General features: G+C 38.0%; 18 protein-coding genes and 2 tRNA genes. 17 read left to right on the top strand and 3 right to left on the bottom strand.

Annotated elements, in window-relative coordinates; all coding sequences use genetic code 11:
* Positions 1-52 precede the first annotated feature (52 nt).
* The 3 genes from MHH98_RS00345 to spoVT all read left to right on the top strand — a co-directional run bounded on the left by MHH98_RS00345 (position 53) and on the right by spoVT (position 4573).
* Positions 53-280, top strand: coding sequence for an anti-sigma-F factor Fin family protein (locus tag MHH98_RS00345; RefSeq protein WP_038179266.1), 228 nt, complete (start codon positions 53-55; stop codon positions 278-280).
* 146 nt (positions 281-426) lie between these two features.
* On the top strand, positions 427-3954 hold the full coding sequence (mfd, locus tag MHH98_RS00350) for a transcription-repair coupling factor (protein ID WP_038179269.1): 3528 nt from the start codon (positions 427-429) through the stop codon (positions 3952-3954).
* An 82-nt stretch (positions 3955-4036) separates the two neighbouring features.
* Entirely contained in the window at positions 4037-4573 is a 537-nt protein-coding gene (spoVT, locus tag MHH98_RS00355) for a stage V sporulation protein T (RefSeq protein ID WP_038179271.1), read from the top strand.
* A gap of 44 nt (positions 4574-4617) precedes the next feature.
* On the opposite strand, the gene MHH98_RS00360 is transcribed toward spoVT, so the two are convergent.
* Positions 4618-4935, bottom strand: a complete 318-nt coding sequence (locus MHH98_RS00360) for a hypothetical protein (RefSeq protein WP_038179273.1) — start codon at positions 4933-4935, stop codon at positions 4618-4620.
* 237 nt (positions 4936-5172) lie between these two features.
* Here MHH98_RS00360 and MHH98_RS00365 point away from each other — a divergent pair, with 237 nt between their 5' ends.
* From MHH98_RS00365 to MHH98_RS00390, 7 genes are all read left to right on the top strand, one after another.
* Positions 5173-6780 carry a putative polysaccharide biosynthesis protein gene (locus MHH98_RS00365; protein ID WP_038179275.1) on the top strand — a complete coding sequence of 536 codons (1608 nt, stop codon included), beginning with the start codon at positions 5173-5175 and terminating at the stop codon, positions 6778-6780.
* 15 nt (positions 6781-6795) lie between these two features.
* A complete protein-coding gene (gene mazG, locus MHH98_RS00370) occupies positions 6796-8262 on the top strand; it encodes a nucleoside triphosphate pyrophosphohydrolase (protein ID WP_340712165.1) in 1467 nt (488 codons plus the stop codon).
* A 3-nt stretch (positions 8263-8265) separates the two neighbouring features.
* Positions 8266-8556, top strand: a complete 291-nt coding sequence (locus MHH98_RS00375) for an RNA-binding S4 domain-containing protein (RefSeq protein ID WP_038179279.1) — start codon at positions 8266-8268, stop codon at positions 8554-8556.
* A gap of 459 nt (positions 8557-9015) precedes the next feature.
* Positions 9016-9315 carry a sporulation protein YabP gene (gene yabP, locus MHH98_RS00380; RefSeq protein ID WP_038179281.1) on the top strand — a complete coding sequence of 100 codons (300 nt, stop codon included), beginning with the start codon at positions 9016-9018 and terminating at the stop codon, positions 9313-9315.
* Positions 9312-9776, top strand: a complete 465-nt coding sequence (gene yabQ / locus MHH98_RS22035; RefSeq protein ID WP_038179283.1) for a spore cortex biosynthesis protein YabQ — start codon at positions 9312-9314, stop codon at positions 9774-9776. Before yabP ends, yabQ begins: the two co-directional genes overlap by 4 nt.
* A 78-nt stretch (positions 9777-9854) precedes the next feature.
* On the top strand, positions 9855-10277 hold the full coding sequence (locus MHH98_RS00385; RefSeq protein WP_038179285.1) for an FtsB family cell division protein: 423 nt from the start codon (positions 9855-9857) through the stop codon (positions 10275-10277).
* Positions 10278-10402: 125 nt separating this feature from the next.
* Positions 10403-10834, top strand: coding sequence for a S1 domain-containing RNA-binding protein (locus MHH98_RS00390; RefSeq protein WP_038179287.1), 432 nt, complete (start codon positions 10403-10405; stop codon positions 10832-10834).
* A gap of 245 nt (positions 10835-11079) precedes the next feature.
* Here MHH98_RS00390 and MHH98_RS00395 read toward each other — a convergent pair.
* Together MHH98_RS00395 and MHH98_RS00400 are read right to left on the bottom strand one after the other, a co-directional pair.
* Positions 11080-11151 (bottom strand) — tRNA-Glu (locus tag MHH98_RS00395).
* A gap of 38 nt (positions 11152-11189) precedes the next feature.
* Positions 11190-11263: transfer RNA gene (locus tag MHH98_RS00400), tRNA-Met, on the bottom strand.
* Between the two features lie 183 nt (positions 11264-11446).
* Here MHH98_RS00400 and MHH98_RS00405 point away from each other — a divergent pair.
* The 7 genes from MHH98_RS00405 (at position 11447) to cysK (ending at position 21092) form a co-directional block, all read left to right on the top strand.
* Positions 11447-13861, top strand: a complete 2415-nt coding sequence (locus tag MHH98_RS00405) for a SpoIIE family protein phosphatase (protein ID WP_051448547.1) — start codon at positions 11447-11449, stop codon at positions 13859-13861.
* Between the two features lie 16 nt (positions 13862-13877).
* Entirely contained in the window at positions 13878-15290 is a 1413-nt protein-coding gene (tilS, locus tag MHH98_RS00410) for a tRNA lysidine(34) synthetase TilS (RefSeq protein ID WP_038179289.1), read from the top strand.
* 29 nt (positions 15291-15319) lie between these two features.
* A complete protein-coding gene (gene hpt / locus MHH98_RS00415; RefSeq protein ID WP_038179291.1) occupies positions 15320-15862 on the top strand; it encodes a hypoxanthine phosphoribosyltransferase in 543 nt (180 codons plus the stop codon).
* A 129-nt stretch (positions 15863-15991) separates the two neighbouring features.
* Positions 15992-18013: an ATP-dependent zinc metalloprotease FtsH gene (gene ftsH, locus MHH98_RS00420; protein WP_340712166.1), complete on the top strand. Its 2022-nt coding sequence runs from the start codon at positions 15992-15994 to the stop codon at positions 18011-18013.
* Positions 18014-18133: 120 nt separating this feature from the next.
* Positions 18134-18898: a type III pantothenate kinase gene (locus MHH98_RS00425; RefSeq protein WP_340712167.1), complete on the top strand. Its 765-nt coding sequence runs from the start codon at positions 18134-18136 to the stop codon at positions 18896-18898.
* A gap of 18 nt (positions 18899-18916) precedes the next feature.
* Positions 18917-19798: an Hsp33 family molecular chaperone HslO gene (gene hslO, locus MHH98_RS00430; protein WP_038179296.1), complete on the top strand. Its 882-nt coding sequence runs from the start codon at positions 18917-18919 to the stop codon at positions 19796-19798.
* A 364-nt stretch (positions 19799-20162) separates the two neighbouring features.
* Complete coding sequence (cysK, locus tag MHH98_RS00435; protein WP_038179298.1) at positions 20163-21092, top strand: cysteine synthase A; 930 nt, start codon at positions 20163-20165, stop codon at positions 21090-21092.
* Positions 21093-21237: the final 145 nt, after the last annotated feature.

A 21237-nucleotide genomic window follows, 5' to 3' on the forward strand; every position in this document is an offset into this window, starting at 1 on the left:
ATAAATTGCTATGTGACTGTCTATACTTTTTATAAAGGAGGGCATGTTGCATATGGCAATTCATTATCGCTGTCGGCACTGTGAAACTGAGGTTGGGCTACTGCCTTTCGATTCAGAAGAGAGTGTCCGCAAGTTACATCAATTAAATGAAGCGGAAGCAGAACAATACATTCATAAAGACCATAATGGAGATACAACGGTCGATTGTATTTGTGAGCATTGTGAAGAATCTTTAAAACAATTTCCAGACTATTATGCGTTAAAAAAGTGGCTACAATAATGAAGAATGCTTTGGTGCGCTATGCGTCCAAGGCCTTTTTCTGTATATGAATGAAAAGAAAAATGAAATAGATAGACTATTTACTCGCAAAATATAGATAGAGCAAATAGATTCATTATATTTTTTTGAAGGAAGGAGGGCTTCATTTGGAGATATTACGTAAATTGTTCTCTCAAGATATGCATATAACAAAATTATTGGAAGATTTGCAGCAAGATAATGGTCCTCAGTTAATTACGGGCCTTTCTGGTAGTGCGCGTCCAGCCTTTTTAGATACGATTTATGGGGCTATAGAGAAGCCAGTATATATCATCTCGCCAAATCTATTGCAGGCGCAGAAAATGTATGATGATTTAGTGAAGTTAATGGGCGAGGATCTTGTACATTATTATCCAGCTGATGAATTTATCGCAGCTGATATGTCGATAGCAAGTCCTGAGTTAAGAGCGCAACGAATTGAAACAATTGACCATATGTTACATGAACAAAAGGGGATTTACATTATTCCAGTAGCAGGTCTACGTAAAATGATGTCTCCAAAAGAGCAATGGCTTGATTTGCGTCTTCAAACGGCAGTCGGTGACGATGTCGATGTGGAAGCATGGTTGAATCAGCTTATTGTAATGGGCTATACACGAGGTCAGATGGTGACAACGCCAGGAGAATTTGCATTACGTGGTGGTATCTTAGATATTTATCCACCTTATATGGAAGTGCCAGTACGTATTGAATTGTTCGATACAGAAGTAGATTCAATCCGAACATTCTCAGCTGATGATCAGCGTTCAATTGATAAACTACAAGATGTACGTATTTTGCCTGCGACAGAATTCGTTTTAACGCGAGTTGATAGAGTAATACTGGCTGAAAAGCTAGAGGATGCATTGGCTGAAAGCTTACGTAAAGTGAAAGCGCAAGATGTTAAAGAAGCACTCTATCAAAATATCCAAGCTGATATTGAAATGCTAAAGCAAGGTAACTTACCTGATTACGCCAACAAGTATGGATCGCTTTTATATGATAAGCCATCTTATTTAGGTGATTATTTTGCCCAAAATGCCCTTGTTGTATTTGATGAATTAGGCAGAGTACAAGAAGTAATGGATGCATGGGAGAAAGAAGAGAAAGAATGGTTCTTGAGCCTCCTAGAAGAAGGGAAAATGGTGCATGCCGTGAAACCTTCATATTCACTAAAAGAAATTTTTGCGATGCTAAAACAACCAAAACTATTCTTTGCTCTATTTACACGTGCATTTTCAGGTGTTCAGTTTAAGAAAACTACAAGTTTCTCATGTAAACCAATGCAACATTTTCATGCGCAAATACCTCTGTTGAAAAATGAGATGGAGCGATGGGAGCAAGGGAAATTTACGGTGCTCTTTGTGGCGGAAGGTAAAGATCGTCTGCGAAAAATGCAAACAGTGTTGGATGATTACGATATTCATATACAACTCGGGGAACCGAATGGAGCGGGTGTTTATGCAATTGAAGGCGCATTGACAGCTGGCTTTGAACTCCCATTACAGCGTTTAGCGATTGTTACGGAAGAGGAGCTATTTAAACAAAAGCAAAAAAAGAAATCGCGACCTCAAAAAATGACGAATGCCGAGCGTATTAAAAGTTATACCGAAATTAAACCTGGAGATTATGTCGTTCATATTCACCACGGTATTGGGAAATATATCGGTATCGAAACTTTAGAAGTAAAGGGATCACATAAAGATTATTTACACATTCGTTACCGAGCAGATGATAAATTATTCGTACCAGTTGATCAAATTGATTTAATCCAAAAATACGTTGCTTCTGAAGACCGTGAACCGAAGCTACATAAGCTGGGCGGAGCAGAGTGGAAACGTGCGAAAAGTAAAGTGTCATCTGCAGTACAAGATATTGCCGATGATTTAATAAAACTATATGCAAAACGTGAAGCTGAAAAAGGTTTTGCCTTTACTCCAGATGGTGATGAACAACGCACTTTTGAAGCGGCGTTTCCATATGAGGAAACAGAAGATCAATTACGTTCTATTCGTGAAGTCAAACACGATATGGAACGCGAGCGTCCAATGGATCGACTTGTTTGTGGTGATGTTGGTTATGGTAAAACGGAGGTTGCCATTCGTGCAGCCTTTAAAGCAATTATGGATGGTAAGCAAGTAGCTTTCCTTGTACCTACAACCATTTTAGCTCAGCAGCATTATGAAACGATGGTAGAACGTTTCCAAGAGCAGGCAGTTTCTATTGGTTTACTTAGCCGCTTCCGTACGAAAAAACAGCAAACAGAAACATTAAAAGGGTTAAAAGACGGTACGATAGATGTCGTCGTCGGTACACATCGTCTCTTATCTAAAGATGTGGTATATCGTGACTTAGGATTACTCGTAGTCGATGAAGAACAACGATTTGGTGTGACGCATAAAGAAAAGATCAAACAATTAAAAACGAATGTCGATGTATTAACATTAACAGCAACACCAATACCTCGTACATTACATATGTCGATGGTTGGTGTCCGTGATTTATCTGTAATCGAAACGCCACCTGCAAATCGCTTCCCAGTCCAAACATATGTCATGGAGCATAGTGGTGCGCTTGTGCGTGAAGCCATTGAGCGTGAAATGTCACGCGGTGGGCAGACGTTTTATTTATATAATCGTGTTGAAGATATGGCGAAAAAGGTGCAAGAGATCCAAGAGCTCGTACCTGAAGCGCGAGTCGGCTTTGCACATGGCCAAATGAGTGAGTCTGAGCTAGAATCTGTTATTCTTGGATTTTTGGACGGAGATTATGATGTGTTGGTCACGACAACAATTATTGAAACAGGTATTGACATTCCAAATGTGAATACATTAATTGTACACAATGCTGATCGCATGGGTTTATCGCAGCTTTATCAATTAAGAGGACGCGTTGGGCGTTCCAATAGAGTAGCCTATGCTTATTTCATGTATCAACGTGATAAAGTACTGACAGAGGTAGCAGAGCAACGTTTGCAAGCGATTAAAGAATTTACTGAACTTGGCTCTGGATTTAAAATTGCTATGCGTGATTTATCAATTCGGGGTGCAGGGAATTTACTTGGATCTCAACAACATGGCTTTATCGATTCTGTCGGATTTGACTTATATTCACAAATGCTTGAAGAAGCAATAGAAGAACGACGTAGTGGTACGAAAAAAGAAGACATACCTGAAATTGAAATAATTTTACCGTATGACGCATACATTCCTGATCAATATATTCCAGATGGCTATCAAAAAATTCAAATGTATAAACGTGTAAAAGCGATGGAAAATGAAAATGACTATCTTGAAATTATTGATGAATTGCAAGATCGATTTGGTGATATACCTTTTGAAACCGAACGTTTATTACGTATTGCACGAATGAAAGTTTGGGCGAAGGAAGCAGGAGTCACTTCAATTAAGGAAACGAATAAAGTTATTACTATTCAAATTTCAGAGCAAGGTACGGCGAATATAGATGGCGCAAAAGTTGTCTCAGAATCATTGAAGTTCGGGCGGGCTGTAGGCTTCCGGATGGATGGGCAACAACTATTACTTACAATAGATGAGCGCAAAATGGATAAACAATTACCGTTTGATATTTTAGAAGCTATTATGAAACTTTTGCCTACTGCAAAAAGGGAAGAATCTGCACCTGTTGCTGAGTAATACCCTTTTTGCATAGAATGCCCATTTGTGAACCATACTAGGACAAGTATAACTATATTTTGTCGAAAGTGAGGCAACACGAATGAAAGCAACTGGCATTGTACGACGTATTGATGATTTAGGGCGCGTCGTTATCCCAAAAGAAATAAGAAGGACTTTACGCATTCGTGAAGGCGACCCGTTAGAAATTTTCACGGATCGCGAAGGGGAAGTTATTTTAAAGAAATATTCACCTATTAGCGAATTGAGTGACTTTGCAACTTCGTATGTAGAAACATTATATGAAACGCTTGGTACGGCTGCTTTAATTAGTGATCGAGATGAAATGATTGCAGTGGCAGGAGTATCAAAAAAGGATTATGTTAATAGACAGCTCTCATCATTTGCTGAAGAAAGTATTATGCAACGATCCATTCTAGTAGAGAAGCATGAAAGCTCTGTAGAGTTGGTTCCAGGTCAAGTTGAGCAAATAAAATCTTACTGTGTGGCACCAATTATCGTGTCAGGTGACCCAATTGGCGCTGTTTATATATTGTCAAAGGTGCACTTTATTGGTGACTCAGAGCAAAAAGTAGCTGAAACTGCTGCTCATTTTCTTGCTAAGCAAATGCTTGATTAACATGAAAAAAGTCTTCCTCGCAATTTTTACGAGGAAGACTTTTTTTATTTTATCATTTTAATATTAGAAGGATGTACTATTCTTGAAAAATTAAGCAACTTCATTAAATCATCGGTATTTGATTCATTATGGTTAGCTGTTTGTTTCGTGGTATCTTCCCGCATTTCGGAAATTAATATTTTAGTGCCATCCTCTTTGACGAGGTACTGACGTACATAACCATTTTCTTTTTCAATTAAAACCCGATTTTTTTTCGGTTTTGATTTTAATGCAGCATAGATATATGAACTTTGTAGTATATGTGGCTGATTAAATTTCGCCGCGTTATGAAATGTTTTAATATTCGCTACATTCATCTTCAAAGTAATCCCTCCTCTATACTCTTTAATTAATAATTTTATCGGATGCTTTTACTGGTATTGAACTAAAAGTCACTTATTAATAATCTAATACTATATAAAGAAAGTGATTTTCTAATAAATATAGTTCTTTAGGCATGTTATAACCTGTTTTTTATGGATAAGCATCAATATGCTATACTGATGACACTTAGATTATTATGAATTTTGGTGAACGATGTATAGGAAAGAGGATTTGAAATGCCTGAGAAGTGGGGAATGAAGGTATATGTGAAGGGAGTGGCCTTATTAACGCTTGCTGCTCTTTTTGTCAAAATACTGAGCATGGTGTATCGAGTCCCTTTTCAAAATTTAGTTGGGGACCAGGGATTTTATATTTATCAGCAAGTGTATCCATTTATAGCGATTTTCGTTGTTTGGACGTCGAGTGGATTTGCTGTCGCCATTTCTAAATTACTTGCTGAAGCTGAAGATCGTGATGAAGGAGTGTTGCGCGGTGAATTATTACGGGTGGTATTTTATTATTTATGTATTTTATCCACCCTTTTCTTCATCATTTTATTTTGTGGAGCTGATCTATTTGCGAAATGGATGGGCGATCCAGAATTAGCTTCACTTTTACGTACAGGTTCCTTTGTTACATTATGTATGCCAGCGATTGCTGTTTATAAAGGTTTCTTTCAAGCTCGCGGTATGATGACACCAGTTGCCTATGCACAAGTGATGGAACAAACTATTCGTGTCCTTGTCATCTTAGGTGGTACTTGGCTTGTTATGACGACGACCACTTCTTTGTATCAGGCAGGGCAAATGGCGGTGGCAGGCACTGTTGTTGGTGAACTAGCTGGTATCATTTTATTATGGATGTATTTTAAAAAGTTTAAGCGAGGGAACAAAATATCCGTAAGGAAAAAGGTAGCTATCTTTCCTGTATTAAAGGAATTGACAGTTTTAAGCATTACGGTCAGTATGAGTGGCCTTTTACTATTGTTTTTTCAACTAGTTGATTCATTTACTGTTTTTGAAACACTTACGAAAAGTGGAATTTCAACCTTAGAGGCAATGGAAACGAAGGGAATTTACGATAGAGGGCAGCCACTTGTGCAAGTCGGGCTTGTTATTGCAACATCGTTATCCCTTGCAATTGTCCCTCTTGTTGCCCATACATCAAAAAAGGATAATGGGCGAGGAGCTGAACGGTTTATTCAACTGACCTATCGTACGGCCTTGTTATTTGGTTTTGCTGCGACGCTTGGTTTAATGCTCGTTATGCCTTATGTAAATGAGATGCTATTTGAAACACGTGAGTTATCTAATGTATTGATAGTATTTGTAGCGCAAATTATATGGTTGTCACTTATTCTAACGCTGACAGCCATGCTTCAAGGGTTAGGGAAATTAAAAATACCGACTTTAATATTAATAGTAGGTTTTATAGTGAAAGTGCTTTGTAATGAGTTGTTTATTATAAGGTGGGGTATCATAGGCGCGGTATATGCTAGTAATTTAGGTTTAATATGTTCAGCTATTGGATTGATCTATTATTTTAAAAAAATTAGACCAATTCGTTTCGCACCCACACGTTTTTATATATGTATGGGATTTGCCTCAGCCGTCATGATAACTTGTGTACTGTTATGGAGTTATTTTACCGAGCAGTGGCTCTTTGCTTCTTTACCTTCGCGATTGAACGCAGCATTGACTGGAAGCACAGCAGCATTGATAGGGGCGTTTGTGTTTTTGACAATCATTGCGAAGTGTGGAGTTCTAAATAGTAGGGATTGGTTTTTACTACCATTTGGACGCAGAATGGCCAGTTATCAATTATGGCTACAACGAAAGAAATAAGGATAGGTGAAAATTATGCATCAATTGACAATAATTGGCCTCGGAGCTAGTGACTTTGAACAGCTACAAATAGGTGTTTATCGTAAGTTACAGCAGGCAAAGAAAATATATGTACGTACGATAGACCACCCAGTATTAAATGAGTTAGCAACTGAAGGAATCGAATTTGAAAGCTTTGACTATATCTATGAAAAGCACGATGATTTCCGACCAGTTTATGAAGAGATTGTAGAAACGCTTTTAAGTTATGTGGAGAAAGAAGATATAATGTACGCAGTACCTGGACATCCACTCGTAGCAGAGTTAACTGTTCAACTATTAATAAAAGCTGAAAAAGAAGGCAAAGTAAAGCTTAACATTGAGGGAGGTCAAAGTTTCCTAGATCCAATCTTCGGTGCATTACGTATCGATCCAATCGATGGCTTCCAATTGGTAGATGGAGCAACTTTCTCATCACATGAAGTGAATATGAAGCAACATCTATTAATTGCACAAGTATATGATACTTTCAGCGCTTCAGAAGTAAAACTGACATTGATGGAAAAATATCGTGAGGATTATCCAGTTACAATCGTTACTGCAGCAGGATCAAAAGGCGAAAAGCTACGTACAGTTCCTTTATACGAATTGGACCGTGCAGCAGAAATTGATAACTTAACAACCGTCTACGTGCCTCCAGTAACGAATCGTGATGGAGCTCTTCGTGAATGGTCAACTTTCCGTGAGATTATTTCAACATTGCGTGGCCCTAATGGTTGTCCTTGGGATCAACAACAGACGCACGAAAGCTTGAAAAGATATATGCTAGAGGAAGTGCATGAGTTCCTACAAACGGTCGATGAGCAAGATGATGAGCATATGATTGAAGAGCTTGGTGATGTGCTACTACAAGTATTTTTACACGCACAAATTGGTGAAGATGAAGGATTCTTCAACCTAGAGGATATATTAGAAGCAGTAAGCACTAAGATGATTCGTCGTCATCCTCATGTATTTAGTGATGTTACTGTAGATAGTGTGGAAGAAGTAAATGCTAACTGGGAAAAAATTAAAAGTAAAGAAAATGCTAATGGTGAGATACCGGAACCTCTATTAAAAGGTGAGTACCGAGCAGCATCTTCACTGCAAACGTCTTATAACTATCAAAGACGAGCGGCAAAAGTTGGTTTTGAGTGGCCTACGACAGAAGGTGTTTGGGAAAAGTTCTCCGAAGAATTGCAGGAATTCCGAGCAGAAGTAGCGAATGGAACGAATGAAACACGTCTCGATGAATTTGGCGATGTGCTATTTACATTAGTGAATATCGCACGTGTATATAAAATTTCAGCTGAAGAAGCCATGATCCACGCAAACCGAAAATTTGCTAGTCGCTTTGGGTATGTTGAAGCGCAAGTAATGGCTGGTAAAAAAGATTTTAAAGCTTATAAGTTTGAAGAGTTAGATGCCTTTTGGAACGAGGCAAAATCAGAAGGAGGGAAATAAAATATGAGATTAGATAAATTTTTGAAAGTATCACGTTTGATTAAACGCCGCACATTAGCAAAAGAGGTTGCCGATCAAGGTCGTATTACAATTAACGGTAAAGTGGTGAAGGCAAGTACTGCTGTAAAAGCAGGTGACGAACTCGCAATCCGATTCGGTCAAAAAGTTGTAACGGCACGAGTTGAAGAATTGAAAGATACAGTAAAAAAAGAAGACGCTGCAAGAATGTTTACGATTATAAAAGAGGAGAAATTAGAGAAGATTGAACCGCAATTTATCGATGATGAGAACTAGCTGATTTTGAAAGTAGATGTTGCTTAAAGAGAAATAGTATTTTAAGCATTGATCTATATTTTGTTTGAATGATTTTATAAGAGGTTGCCCTGAAAATTAGTATTCACTAAATTTTAGGACAACTTTTTTAATTGGACAATTCCAAAGCTAGTTCTCCAAAGTAACACTGACCAGTAAACATGATAGGGGGAAGTTACAAATTATTAATGAATAAGAATATCTTATGTAAGGATACATAGAAATGAGCAGGTATATGCAGTAAATCATTGTTATACTTGTTTCTTCTATCTATTTAAAGAGTGAATGTTGAAGAGGTAACGCTAAAATAGTACTAAAATGACTGCAAAGCGTTTTGAAAAACCTATCTATAAACAAATATCTGAATGGAAATTAGCAGTTTTATCATAAAGGGTTTGTCCGCAGCATATAGTTTAAAGACAGGACAAGGGAGGGGAATCATTGACGTTACAGCCGGATAATGCAACGTACACAATTCCAACAGGGGATCATTTGCTAACGGTCAGAAATCGCAAACGAATGGATGTCACTTCGGTGAAATCAATCGAGCGCTTTGATCAAGAAGAGTTTTTAGTGCACACTTCGCAAGGACATTTACTCATCAGAGGTGAGGAATTACGTATTGTCCATTTGGATGTAGACAAGGGTTTATTGACACTTGAAGGAACAGTGAAGACGCTACAGTATGATGACGAAGACAACGGCTTGTCTAAAAGCTTCCTTCATAAAATATTTGGATGACCGTAACAGCGCAATTTCTCAGCCTTCTCGTCATGATTGCTAGTGGAATTGTAGGAGCAGCATGTATAGATCTAGTACGTACGATTAAATATTATGCACCCCCGCGGTCATTCAGAAGAAAAGGCTATATAGCGTTAGAGCTGATAACTTGGCTTATACTCGGTATAGCTAGTTTTTATTTACTATTTAATGTGCGAGCTGGTGAATGGCGTATTGTTGATCCAATAGCACAGCTCGCAGGTTTTTATTGTTATCAGTTATACTTCCAATCGGTATTTCGCTTTGGAGGTCGTCTAATATACATTATTTTACTTAGGCCATTGTGGTTAATTTTTAATTTTTTCGTTTCGATCATAAGGTGGATAATCCGCGCCATAATGCGTGTTGTAAGGCTCCTGCTGTTACCATTTACGCCATTGGTTAAAAAAACTAAACAGTTAAGGCTTAAAAAATCAAGGTAAATTCGTTATAATGGAGAATACACATACAATAACAATGAAGAAGCTAGAAGAATTATTATTTAGGGAGGGATAACGAGGATGAATAATCGTAACAAAAAAGCTAGTGGAGAAAATTCAGTTGCTGCCATTCGTCGAGAATACATCGAGTCCATGGAACGGCAGGAAAAGAAAAAACGAGCCATGAAAATACGTCTTTATCGAAGACTGGCACTTTTCACAATCGCATTTGTTCTCGTTATGGGGTCCCTAGTATTTACATTGATAAATCAAAAGAAGACACTCGCTAAAAAAGAACAGCAAAAAATTGAGCTAACCCAGAAACTTTCAGACACCCAAGACCAACAAGAGGAATTGAAAATTCAAATTTCGAAGCTAAATGACGATGATTATATCGCCAAATTAGCACGTAAAGAGCTTTTCCTTTCTGAAGCTGGTGAAATTATTTTCTCAATTCCAGAAAATACCGAAAAAGATGAGAAAAATGGGGATTCGAAAGAGTAGTCTTATTGACACTCTTTTTTTGTTGGATATAATTAGAAGTGAGAATCTAACCGAGTTTTAAGATTCATAATTTGATTACATGGCTTACAAAGTCGCTTGATTTATTAAGGAGGAGCATTTTTTTTATGTCAATTGAAGTAGGCAGCAAGGTACAGGGTAAGGTAACAGGTATCACAAATTTTGGAGCATTCGTAGAGCTGCCAAATGGCTCAACAGGTCTGGTGCACATTAGTGAGGTTGCAGACAATTATGTAAAAGACATCAACGAACATTTGAAAGTTGGAGAAATGGTTGAGGTTAAAGTAATGAATGTCGAAGCGGATGGCAAAATTGGTTTGTCTATTCGTAAAGCAAAGCCTCAAGCAGAACGACCAGAGCGGCCTCAACGCCCACGTCATAATAATCGTTCAAATGATCGTAATGATAACCGTCATCAACCAAAAGAGAATTTTGAACAAAAAATGGCACGATTCTTAAAAGACAGTGAAGATCGTCTTGCAACGCTAAAACGCGCTACAGAATCTAAACGTGGTGGCCGTGGCGCAAGAAGAGGGTAACTTGCTGGCTATTTTAATCGTAGAAAAAGTGTGAAATAGATTTTTGAGCAATCCAAGTACGTCGTGGGTTGCTTTTTTAATTGTTTATACCTGACGAATTGTACTATTAAATGCAATACAAACAAACTAAAATTCGCCTATAACGACACCTCTGTAGACAATTTGCCACGTATATGTATATACCGTACTTAATTTGACATATAAAAAAGCAACTTTCTCATCATGAGAAAGTTGCTTTTTTATGATGACCCCTACGGGATTCGAACCCGTGTTACCGCCGTGAAAGGGCGGTGTCTTAACCGCTTGACCAAGGGGCCAAATAATATTGGCACAGATGGCCCAGATAAAAAAATTATGGCGGCAGAGGGGATCGAACCCCCGACCTCACGGGTATGAACCGTACGCTCTAGCCAGCTGAGCTACGCCGCCGTTTTAAACAACATAATAAATAATACAAGATAAAGTGTGTAAGTGTCAAGCTGTTTTATGAAATTATTTTCTTAAAAAAAGCAATTTCTCGTCGAAAAGTTTTTTTTCATGAAAACACAAAAAGACAAAGTTTATGGAATATTCAATCTATAATGGTGGCAATGTTCAGGAGGAGGTTGTTTTATGAAGATGTGGCATGAAGGAATAGCGCAAAATCAAGCAATTAAGAATACATGGGCAAGTGTAGCTAAGAGAAAATACCGAATATGGCTATCAGTTTTGTTTTTATTTTGTTCCTTTTACTTATCTCAAGCCGTGTTATTTGAAGCAACGGTACCATTCTTCCTACCGATTGCAGCAATTGCATTTACTAGATATCCAAGGTGGATGAGTTGGACATTGGTAGGAGGATTGTGCGGAAGTCTTACATTAGGTTTCGGGCAAACAACCATTCATATATTGGAATTGTTGTTTTTATTACTCCTTTTAAAAACCCCTTTTAAACGATTACCACTTCCTGTAATAGTAGGGTTTAGTATTTTGACGGTTCAAATAGTTTGGCAATATATTTCGTACAATGGGCATCCTCCAATTCTTGTATGGCTATACATCGGATATGAAGGTGCATTAGCAATCTTCATGACACTCTTTTTGGGTATCCTTTTCTTACCGATGCATCAGTTAATGACGGCCAGATGGTCTTTTGAGCGACTCGGTGCAGCACTGATCGTAGGGGCTGTGGTATTAACCGCTATGGACGATGTTGTTCTTAGCTTCTTATCAGTATCACGTATTGCTATGCATTTACTTATACTTGTATCTGCATTAGTTGGCGGTGTCACATTAGCGACAGCTGTAGCAGTGCTAACAGGTATGATACTTAGTCTATCTCAATTATCTTTTAGTGGAATGATGGCAGTTTACGCGGTAACCGGTTTATTTGCAGGGGTTTGCAAAAATGCCGGTAGGTTTTGGATTGCCACAGGGGGCATTATGGCGAGTGTCTTTTTTTCATTGTATGATGCGACACTGCCACTTGATTATACATTCTTTATGTCTATTGCATTTGCTACCTTACTATTTTTTATCTTCCCACAGAAATGGGTTCTTTATTGGCAAAATCAATTATATCCAAATAGGGATGAAGTGCTTTTAGAAAGGCAGAAGTGGTTAACGGAAAGGCTCAATACGAAGCTTGTAGATTTTCATCACTTCGTAGATTTTATGAAAGAGCTTGTACATGATCGTTTTGGGAATGTGAACAAAACTGTAGCAGAAGAGAGGCAGGAGCAACCGCTCGCAGTTTGCCAATCTTGCTTTAAGTACGATAAATGTTGGAGCAATAGTAAAAGTGAGATGCCAGATTTAACGCAGAGATGGCTGGATGCAAGTGCTACTGCGAATGCAGCGACAAGATTGCAACTTGATGAAAAAATTCGTTATAAATGTGTGAAGTCCGCGCCGTTTTTGTCCGCACTGGAGGAGAAGGTTTCGAAAAAGCAACTTAGTGGTCAGTTTTACCACGGTCGTAAGATGATTGCTTTGCAATTGCGGGATATGTGCCAGCATATCGATATGGTGATGAATGATATGACGGGGGAAGCAGTGTCTTTTCAGCATAAAGAGGACGAGCTATCAGAAGAGCTAAAACTTGCTGGAATTGAACATTTTCAAGTAGATATTTTATCAAATGAGACAGGGAATCGGAAAATTGTTTGCTGTTTACCAGAGAAAAAGGCCATGTGGGAAACAGATCAAACATTAGCAGAGCGCTTAGTGCTACCAATTTTACAAAGTGTGTTTAATGAGCCGTTTGAAATCGCGAGAACTGCTATGAAGGACAGTCCGTATCCACATTTGCAGATGACATTTCAATCTTCGGTTCGATTCCATATGTCTTATGATGTATATACGTCTTCGAAGCAGAATACGATTTACTCTGGTGATTCACACGCCGTTTTCCCACTTCATCAAGGGCTTACGGCCGTTATGTTATCAGACGGAATGGGACATAGTAAAAAGGCACATCAGGAAAGTAGACGTCTCATTCGATTAATGCGTGAATGCATGCACCATCAAATGGCACCCGAAACAGCCATGCATACATTGCATTATGTCATGTCTTTGAAAAATGATAGTGATATGTACGCGACAATGGATTTTGCACTTGTGGATTTACAAGTCGGCACTTTATGGTCCTGGAAAGCAGGGAGTATGGCAACTTATTTAGTACGAGGGGAAAGGTGTATTCGATTAGAGAGTAAGAGTGAGCCAGTAGGGTTTATGACATCATTTTCAGTAGAAGCAGATCAAGTATCACTAAAAGCAGGGGATATAATTTTCATGTGTACGGATGGTCTGTTCTTTGAAAATAAGTCTTGGGAGGAGCAGGAAAGTAAACTAATTCGTCATTTACAGGAGCTGGAGAATTGCCCAGCTGAGGATATGTGTGCATCTGTTTTACGTGCATTTCGAGGTCAGGATGTACCAAATGATGATTGTACACTCGTCGCAATCCGTATTGAACATAAAATTTCAAATTGGTCTTTATTTAAACCATCTTCGGCGGCTATTTCTGAGCAAAGAATGGTAAGATAGTGAATGAGGTGAGAAGATGGAACAACTCGAACAAAAAGCTTATCAATACATGAAGTATTATCATTTATGTAATGAAGGTGACCGTCTTCTCGTTGCTTGTTCGGGAGGTGCTGATTCAATGGCACTTCTGCATTTTTTGTATAAAGAGAAAGACCGATTGGGTGTCACTGTTGCGGCGATTCATGTGAATCATATGTTGCGTGGGGAAGATGCTGAAAGGGACCGTCAATTTGTTGAAGCTTTTTGCCAAGAACGTGACATTCCTGTTTATGCTATTGATATACCTATTCCTGAGATTTTACAACGTGAGAAAGGGAATTTACAGGCTATATGCCGAAGAGAGCGTTATCGGTATTTCGAGAAGATCATGATAGAAAGTTCAAGTACGCATCTTGTAGTTGCGCACCATGCAGATGATCAAGTAGAAAGTGTCATAATGGCACTTACACGAGGCTCGAGTGCTTCCGGAATTACTGGGATTAAACGAGAGCGACCATTTGCAAACGGGCATCTAATACGTCCATTTTTATCTGTGACGAAGAATGACATTCATACTTATTTACAACGAAACGAACAGGCTTATCGAGAAGATTCTAGTAATAAAAAAGATTCTTATACACGTAATCGAATTCGCCATCATGTTGTACCGTTACTTGCAGGTGAAAATCCACGTGTTGCTGATGCATTTCGTCAGTATACCGAAAAGGCACAAGCGGATGAAGATTTATTGCAAAGTTTAGCGCAAGAAGCTTTTCATGAAGTTGTGGCAATAATAAATGAAGATTCATGGAGAATTTGCATAAAAGCATTCCAAAATAAGCCACTCGCTTTACAAAGAAGAATCATTCTACTACTATTAAAATATCTATATAAAGATACAACAATTGTACAAAGTTATACCCTGTGGAATTCTATTCTCGAACTGACTTCATCGACGGCTGGAAATGCAACTTTGCATTTACCAAAAGGTGTTGTAGCAATTCGTCAATATGATGAGCTAATTATCAAGAAAAAACAAATTTCAAGTGTAGAAAAGTTGCCTTTAATGGTTACGCTTAATACATGGACGAATTTGACGAACAATTTGCGTGTATACATAGGAAAGTTATCTGATGAAAGGCCATCTGATACTACCCCGTCCGCAAAGACTTATTTTTTTCAAATTGAGCAAGTCCCATTGCCGTTATATGTCAGAACGAGAATGAATGGAGACCGTATCAATTTACTTGGCTTGAATCAACATAAGCGCATATCTCGTATTTTTATTGACGAGAAGGTACCAATGGCACTTAGAGACGAATGGCCAGTTATTGTTACGCAAGAAGATGAGGTCATTGCACTTCCTGGTCTTCGTATAGGTAATTGTTTTTCTTATTGCGAACGCTCTACTGATGATGCATTCTTCATCGTAGATCAACAAACTTTGTAGTGTCTATATACAATCAAGGAGGAACTAAGATGCTTCAAAAAGACATCGAAAAAGTATTAATTTCTGAGGAAGATTTACAAGTTAAAATTCGTGAGATTGGGGAATCCTTAACGGAGGAATATCAAGAGAAGTTTCCTTTAATGATTGGTGTACTAAAGGGTGCGATGCCATTCATGGCGGATTTAATGAAACGAATCGACACTTATGTTGAAGTAGATTTTATGGATGTAACTAGTTACGGTAATGCTACTGTATCTTCTGGTGAAGTGAAAATCGTTAAAGACTTAAACACAAGTGTTGAAGGCCGTGACATTTTAATCGTAGAAGATATTATTGATAGTGGTCTAACGCTAAGCTACTTAGTAGACCTTTTCAAATATCGCAAAGCAAAATCAATTAAAATCGTTACATTATTAGACAAACCAACTGGTCGCAAAGTAGACTTAAAAGCTGACTTTGTAGGTTTTGAAGTACCAGATGCATTTGTTGTAGGATATGGATTAGATTACGCAGAAAAATATCGTAACTTACCATACATTGGGGTGCTAAAGAAAGAAGTTTATTCATTTTAATAACAATGTTAAAATTTTGACAATTTTACATTGAAACTTCTTTTTCGAAATGCTTTTCGTTGTACGCCTTAATGTTCATATGTTAAGATTTACTATAGTTTTTCTGTTTACCTTGTGAGGAGGCTGGGGATGAATCGAATATTTCGATACACCATATTATATTTATTAATTTTCCTCGTGATCATCGGGATTTTTGGTACGTTTAATAACTCGAACCAACCGACGAAAGAAATACAGTATCACGAGTTCATAACAGCACTAGATAAAGGCAAAGTAACCCGAGCGGAGTTACAGCCTGACAAATTGGTTTATGTCGTTAAAGGTGAATTAGAGGGTTACAAAAAAGGTGAATCTTTCGTAACAAATGTACCTCGTGATAACCAAGCAGTAATGGATAAAATTGATGCTGCGGCAAAAAACAACTCGAAAATCAACTTTTTACCTGCTCCTGAAACGAGTGGATGGATTCAGTTCTTTACTGGAATTATTCCATTCATCATCATCTTTATCCTGTTCTTCTTCTTATTGAATCAGGCACAAGGTGGCGGTAATCGTGTAATGAGCTTTGGTAAAAGTAAGGCTAAGCTGTATGACGATCAAAAGAAAAAGGTTCGTTTTACAGATGTAGCTGGTGCAGACGAAGAAAAACAAGAACTTGTAGAAGTAGTAGACTTCTTAAAAGATCCTACTAAATTCAATGATATTGGAGCGCGTATTCCAAAAGGAATTCTACTTGTAGGGCCTCCTGGTACTGGTAAAACTTTACTAGCGCGTGCGGTAGCCGGTGAAGCTGGCGTACCATTCTTCTCTATTAGTGGTTCTGACTTCGTTGAAATGTTTGTTGGTGTGGGTGCTTCACGTGTTCGTGATTTATTCGAAAACGCGAAGAAAAACGCACCTTGTATCATATTCATCGATGAAATTGATGCTGTTGGTCGCCAACGTGGCGCAGGATTAGGCGGCGGTCATGATGAACGTGAACAAACTTTAAACCAATTGCTTGTTGAAATGGATGGTTTCGGTGAAAACGAAGGTATTATTATCGTCGCTGCAACGAACCGCCCAGACATCCTAGACCCAGCATTATTACGTCCAGGTCGTTTTGACCGTCAAATTACTGTTGGACGCCCAGATGTAAAAGGTCGTGAAGCAGTTCTTAAAGTACATGCTCGTAAAAAACCTTTAGATGAATCAGTGGACTTAAAAGCAATTGCTCAACGTACACCTGGATTCTCTGGCGCAGATTTAGAAAACTTATTAAACGAAGCTGCACTTGTAGCTGCTCGTACGAATAAGAAGAAAATTGACATGGGAGATATCGATGAAGCAACAGACCGTGTAATTGCAGGTGTTGCTAAAACGAGCCGTGTCATTTCACAAAAAGAACGTAATATTGTTGCATACCATGAAGCAGGTCACGTTGTTGTTGGATTAATATTAGATGAAGCTGAAAAAGTTCATAAAGTAACAATTGTCCCTCGTGGTCAAGCTGGCGGTTACGCAGTAATGCTTCCAAAAGAGGATCGTTACTTCATGACTAAACCGGAGCTTCTTGATAAAGTTGCAGGGTTACTTGGTGGGCGTGTAGCTGAGGATATCGTCTTTGGTGAAGTTTCAACAGGTGCTCATAATGACTTCCAACGCGTAACGAGTATTATTCGCTCAATGGTTACCGAATACGGTATGAGTGATAAACTTGGTCAATTGCAATTTGGTTCAAGCCAAGGAGGCAATGTCTTCTTAGGTAGAGATATCAATTCTGAACAAAATTACTCAGATAAAATTGCTTACGAAATTGATCAAGAGATGCAAAGCATGGTAAAAGAGCAATATGACCGTACAAAACGTATTCTTACTGAAAATCGTGATCTTCTAAATTTAATTGCTACAACTTTACTTGAAGTTGAAACATTAGATGCAGAACAGATTCAACATCTAAAAGACCACGGAACGTTGCCAGATAGACCTTATAACCAAAGTAATGGTAAAAAGGCTGATCTAGTACTTGAAAGTAATGAATCTAAAAATGTAACTTTAGTTAAAGAAGAAAAGCTTGATGTATTTGGAACTGCTGATCCAACATCAAGTGACCTACCTACTGAAAAGCAGGATGGAACATCAAATGATGGTATTCAAGAAGAACAAAAATAATAACTATTAAATTAGAAGCTGATTGACCTTTGTGTTCGCATAAGGCAATCAGCTTCTTTTATTAGGCCAAAATATGTTATGATTCTTTCAGAAAACTGTATGTAAGTGAGGCTTGGGTTGATGATTTTAGTAATGGATACTGGGAATACGAATATTTCACTTGGTATATTTAACGATGACAAACTTATGCATCATTGGCGTATGGAAACTGACCCGCATAAGACAGAAGATGAATATGCAATGCAGGTTAAATCATTGTTCACACATGTGGATTTATCTTTTGCTGATATAGATGGTATTATTATTTCTTCAGTAGTGCCTCCGATAATGTTTTCACTAGAGGCAATGTGTCGTAAGTATTTTTCGCTAGAGCCATTGATTGTTGGACCTGGTGTGAAAACAGGTCTGAATATCAAATATGAAAATCCGAGGGAAGTTGGTGCTGATCGTATCGTGAATGCTGTAGCTGCACTTCATGAGTATGAATCGCCACTGATTATTGTAGATTTCGGTACGGCAACAACTTATTGTTATTTGAATGATAAAGGTGACTATATGGGTGGGGCAATTGCGCCAGGGATTAATATTTCAACAGAAGCGTTATTTGCACGTGCTTCTAAATTGCCGCGTGTTGAAATTATGCGACCTGGTAATGTTATTGGAAAGAATACGGTATCTGCTATGCAATCCGGTATCGTTTACGGTTATGTTGGACAAGTAGAAGGTATCGTTAGTCGAATGAAGGTGCAGAATAAGAAGGAACCACTTGTAATTGCAACGGGTGGAGTTGCTTCATTAATTGCGAAAGAATCAACAATTATCGATATTGTTGATCCATTTTTAACTTTAAAGGGATTGCGTATAATATATAAGAGAAATCAATAAGAAAAGAGGAATATAAGAGTGGGAGATTATTTAGTAAGAGCGTTAGGGTTTAATAATAGTGTGCGTGCATTTGCTGTGAGTACAACTGAAACGGTTGGGGAAGCACAACGTCGTCATGATACTTGGCCAACAACTTCTGCGGCACTTGGTCGTACAATGACTGCATCAGTGATGATGGGTGCTATGTTAAAAGGTGAAGATAAAATCACTGTTAAAGTTGAAGGTAATGGACCAATTGGTTCGATGATCGTAGACGCGAATGCACAAGGTGAAGTTCGTGGTTATGTTACAAATCCGCATGTAGAATTTGATTTGAATCCTCAAGGAAAACTAGATGTACGCCGAGCTGTTGGTACTGAGGGTGCATTAACAGTTGTGAAAGACTTAGGTTTACGTGACTTCTTCTCTGGACAAGTGCCGATTGTTTCTGGGGAAATTGCAGAAGATTTCACATATTATTTTGCTACATCTGAACAGGTACCTTCATCAGTAGGTCTTGGTGTGTTGGTAAATACAGATGATTCTATCCTGGCGGCTGGTGGATTTATCATACAACTGCTACCTGGTGTAGATGATGAAACGATTACTCAAATTGAAAATCAATTATCGAAAATCGAACCGGTTTCTAAAATGATTCAAAAAGGGTTCACTCCTGAAGAAATCTTAAAAGCTGTACTAGGTGAAGATAATGTTCAAATGCTAGATACAATGCCAGTGAAATTTGAATGTAGCTGTTCAAAAGAACGTTTTGGCGCAGCTATCCTTAGCTTAGGTGAAAAAGAAATACGTGATATGATTGAAGAAGATGGAAAAGCAGAAGCTCATTGTCACTTCTGTCAAGAAAAGTACCAATACTCAAAAGAAGAATTAGAAGGATTCATAACAGAAATTAATTCTTAAAATGATAGTAAATCTATTCTGAAGAATGTAATTTAAGTTAGTCTGTATCTTAATTAAATGCCTAAATATTTATATTGTGAAGACATATTGATACATGACAAAGACTTATAAAATAATGATATCTAGACTACTCTGCACATACTAATTGTAGAGTAGTCTTTTTTATTTTACATGAGTGGAATGAATATACACGTCTACAAGGAATAATCTTTAGAGTTTATTGGATGGGATTTGTTGCTTAGGAATATAGTTTGCATTTTTAGTAGAGTAAATAGTTTTTCATTTGACAAACGTAACCAATAGGTTGTAAAATTAAGATAATTTAAAACCTATAAAATTACTAGGAATTAGGAGTGAGTAAAAGATGAGTAGATTAGTTAATTCAGTAACAGATTTAATTGGTAAAACGCCAATCGTGAAATTGAATAATGTAACAGGACCAAATGACGGTAATGTTTACGTAAAACTAGAATACTTTAACCCGGGCAGCAGTGTTAAAGACCGTATTGCTTTAGCGATGATTGAAGCTGCTGAAAAAGCTGGTAAGTTAAAAGAAGGAAGCACATTAATTGAGCCGACAAGTGGTAATACTGGTATTGGTCTTGCAATGGTAGCGGCTGCTAAGGGATATAAAGCAGTGTTAGTAATGCCTGATACAATGAGTATGGAACGTCGCAATTTACTACGTGCTTACGGAGCGGATCTTGTTTTAACACCTGGCGCTGAAGGGATGAAAGGTGCAATTGCAAAGGCGAATGAGCTTTCTGAACAAAATGGTTGGTTTGTTCCTCAACAATTTGAAAACCCTTCAAACGCTGAAGTTCACCGTGTAACAACTGGTCCAGAAATAGTTGAAGCATTTGATGGCTTAAATCTTGATGCGTTTATTGCTGGAGTTGGTACTGGCGGTACAATTACAGGTGTAGGGGAAGTATTAAAAGAAAAATATCCTGAAATTGAAATTATCGCAGTAGAACCAAAAGATTCTCAAGTTTTAGCTGGGGCACAACCGGGACCTCATAAAATACAAGGGATCGGAGCAGGTTTTGTTCCGAAAGTGTTGAATACTGAAATCTATACTTCGATCTTCCCTGTGGAAAATGACGCTGCATTTGATACAGCACGTAAAATTGCTAAAGAAGAAGGAGTATTAGGTGGTATTTCATCTGGTGCAGCTATTTTCGCGGCAATTGAAACAGCCAAACGTCTTGGTAAAGGTAGAAACGTTTTAGCGATTCTTCCATCGAATGGAGAACGATACTTAAGTACGCCTCTTTACCATTTTGACGACTAATTCAACTTCATTAACTTCTAAGCGGGGCATATTCGTGCCCCGTTTTTTTATTTTTGTTTATATTTTCTCTAGAACTTTGCTCTCTGACTTTCATTTTCATATACTGTTAGATGTTGGTGTAATTTATAAAGTGAAATTTGTTAAG

Source organism: Viridibacillus sp. FSL H8-0110 (assembly GCF_038003565.1).
GTDB classification, from domain to species: domain Bacteria; phylum Bacillota; class Bacilli; order Bacillales_A; family Planococcaceae; genus Viridibacillus; species Viridibacillus arenosi.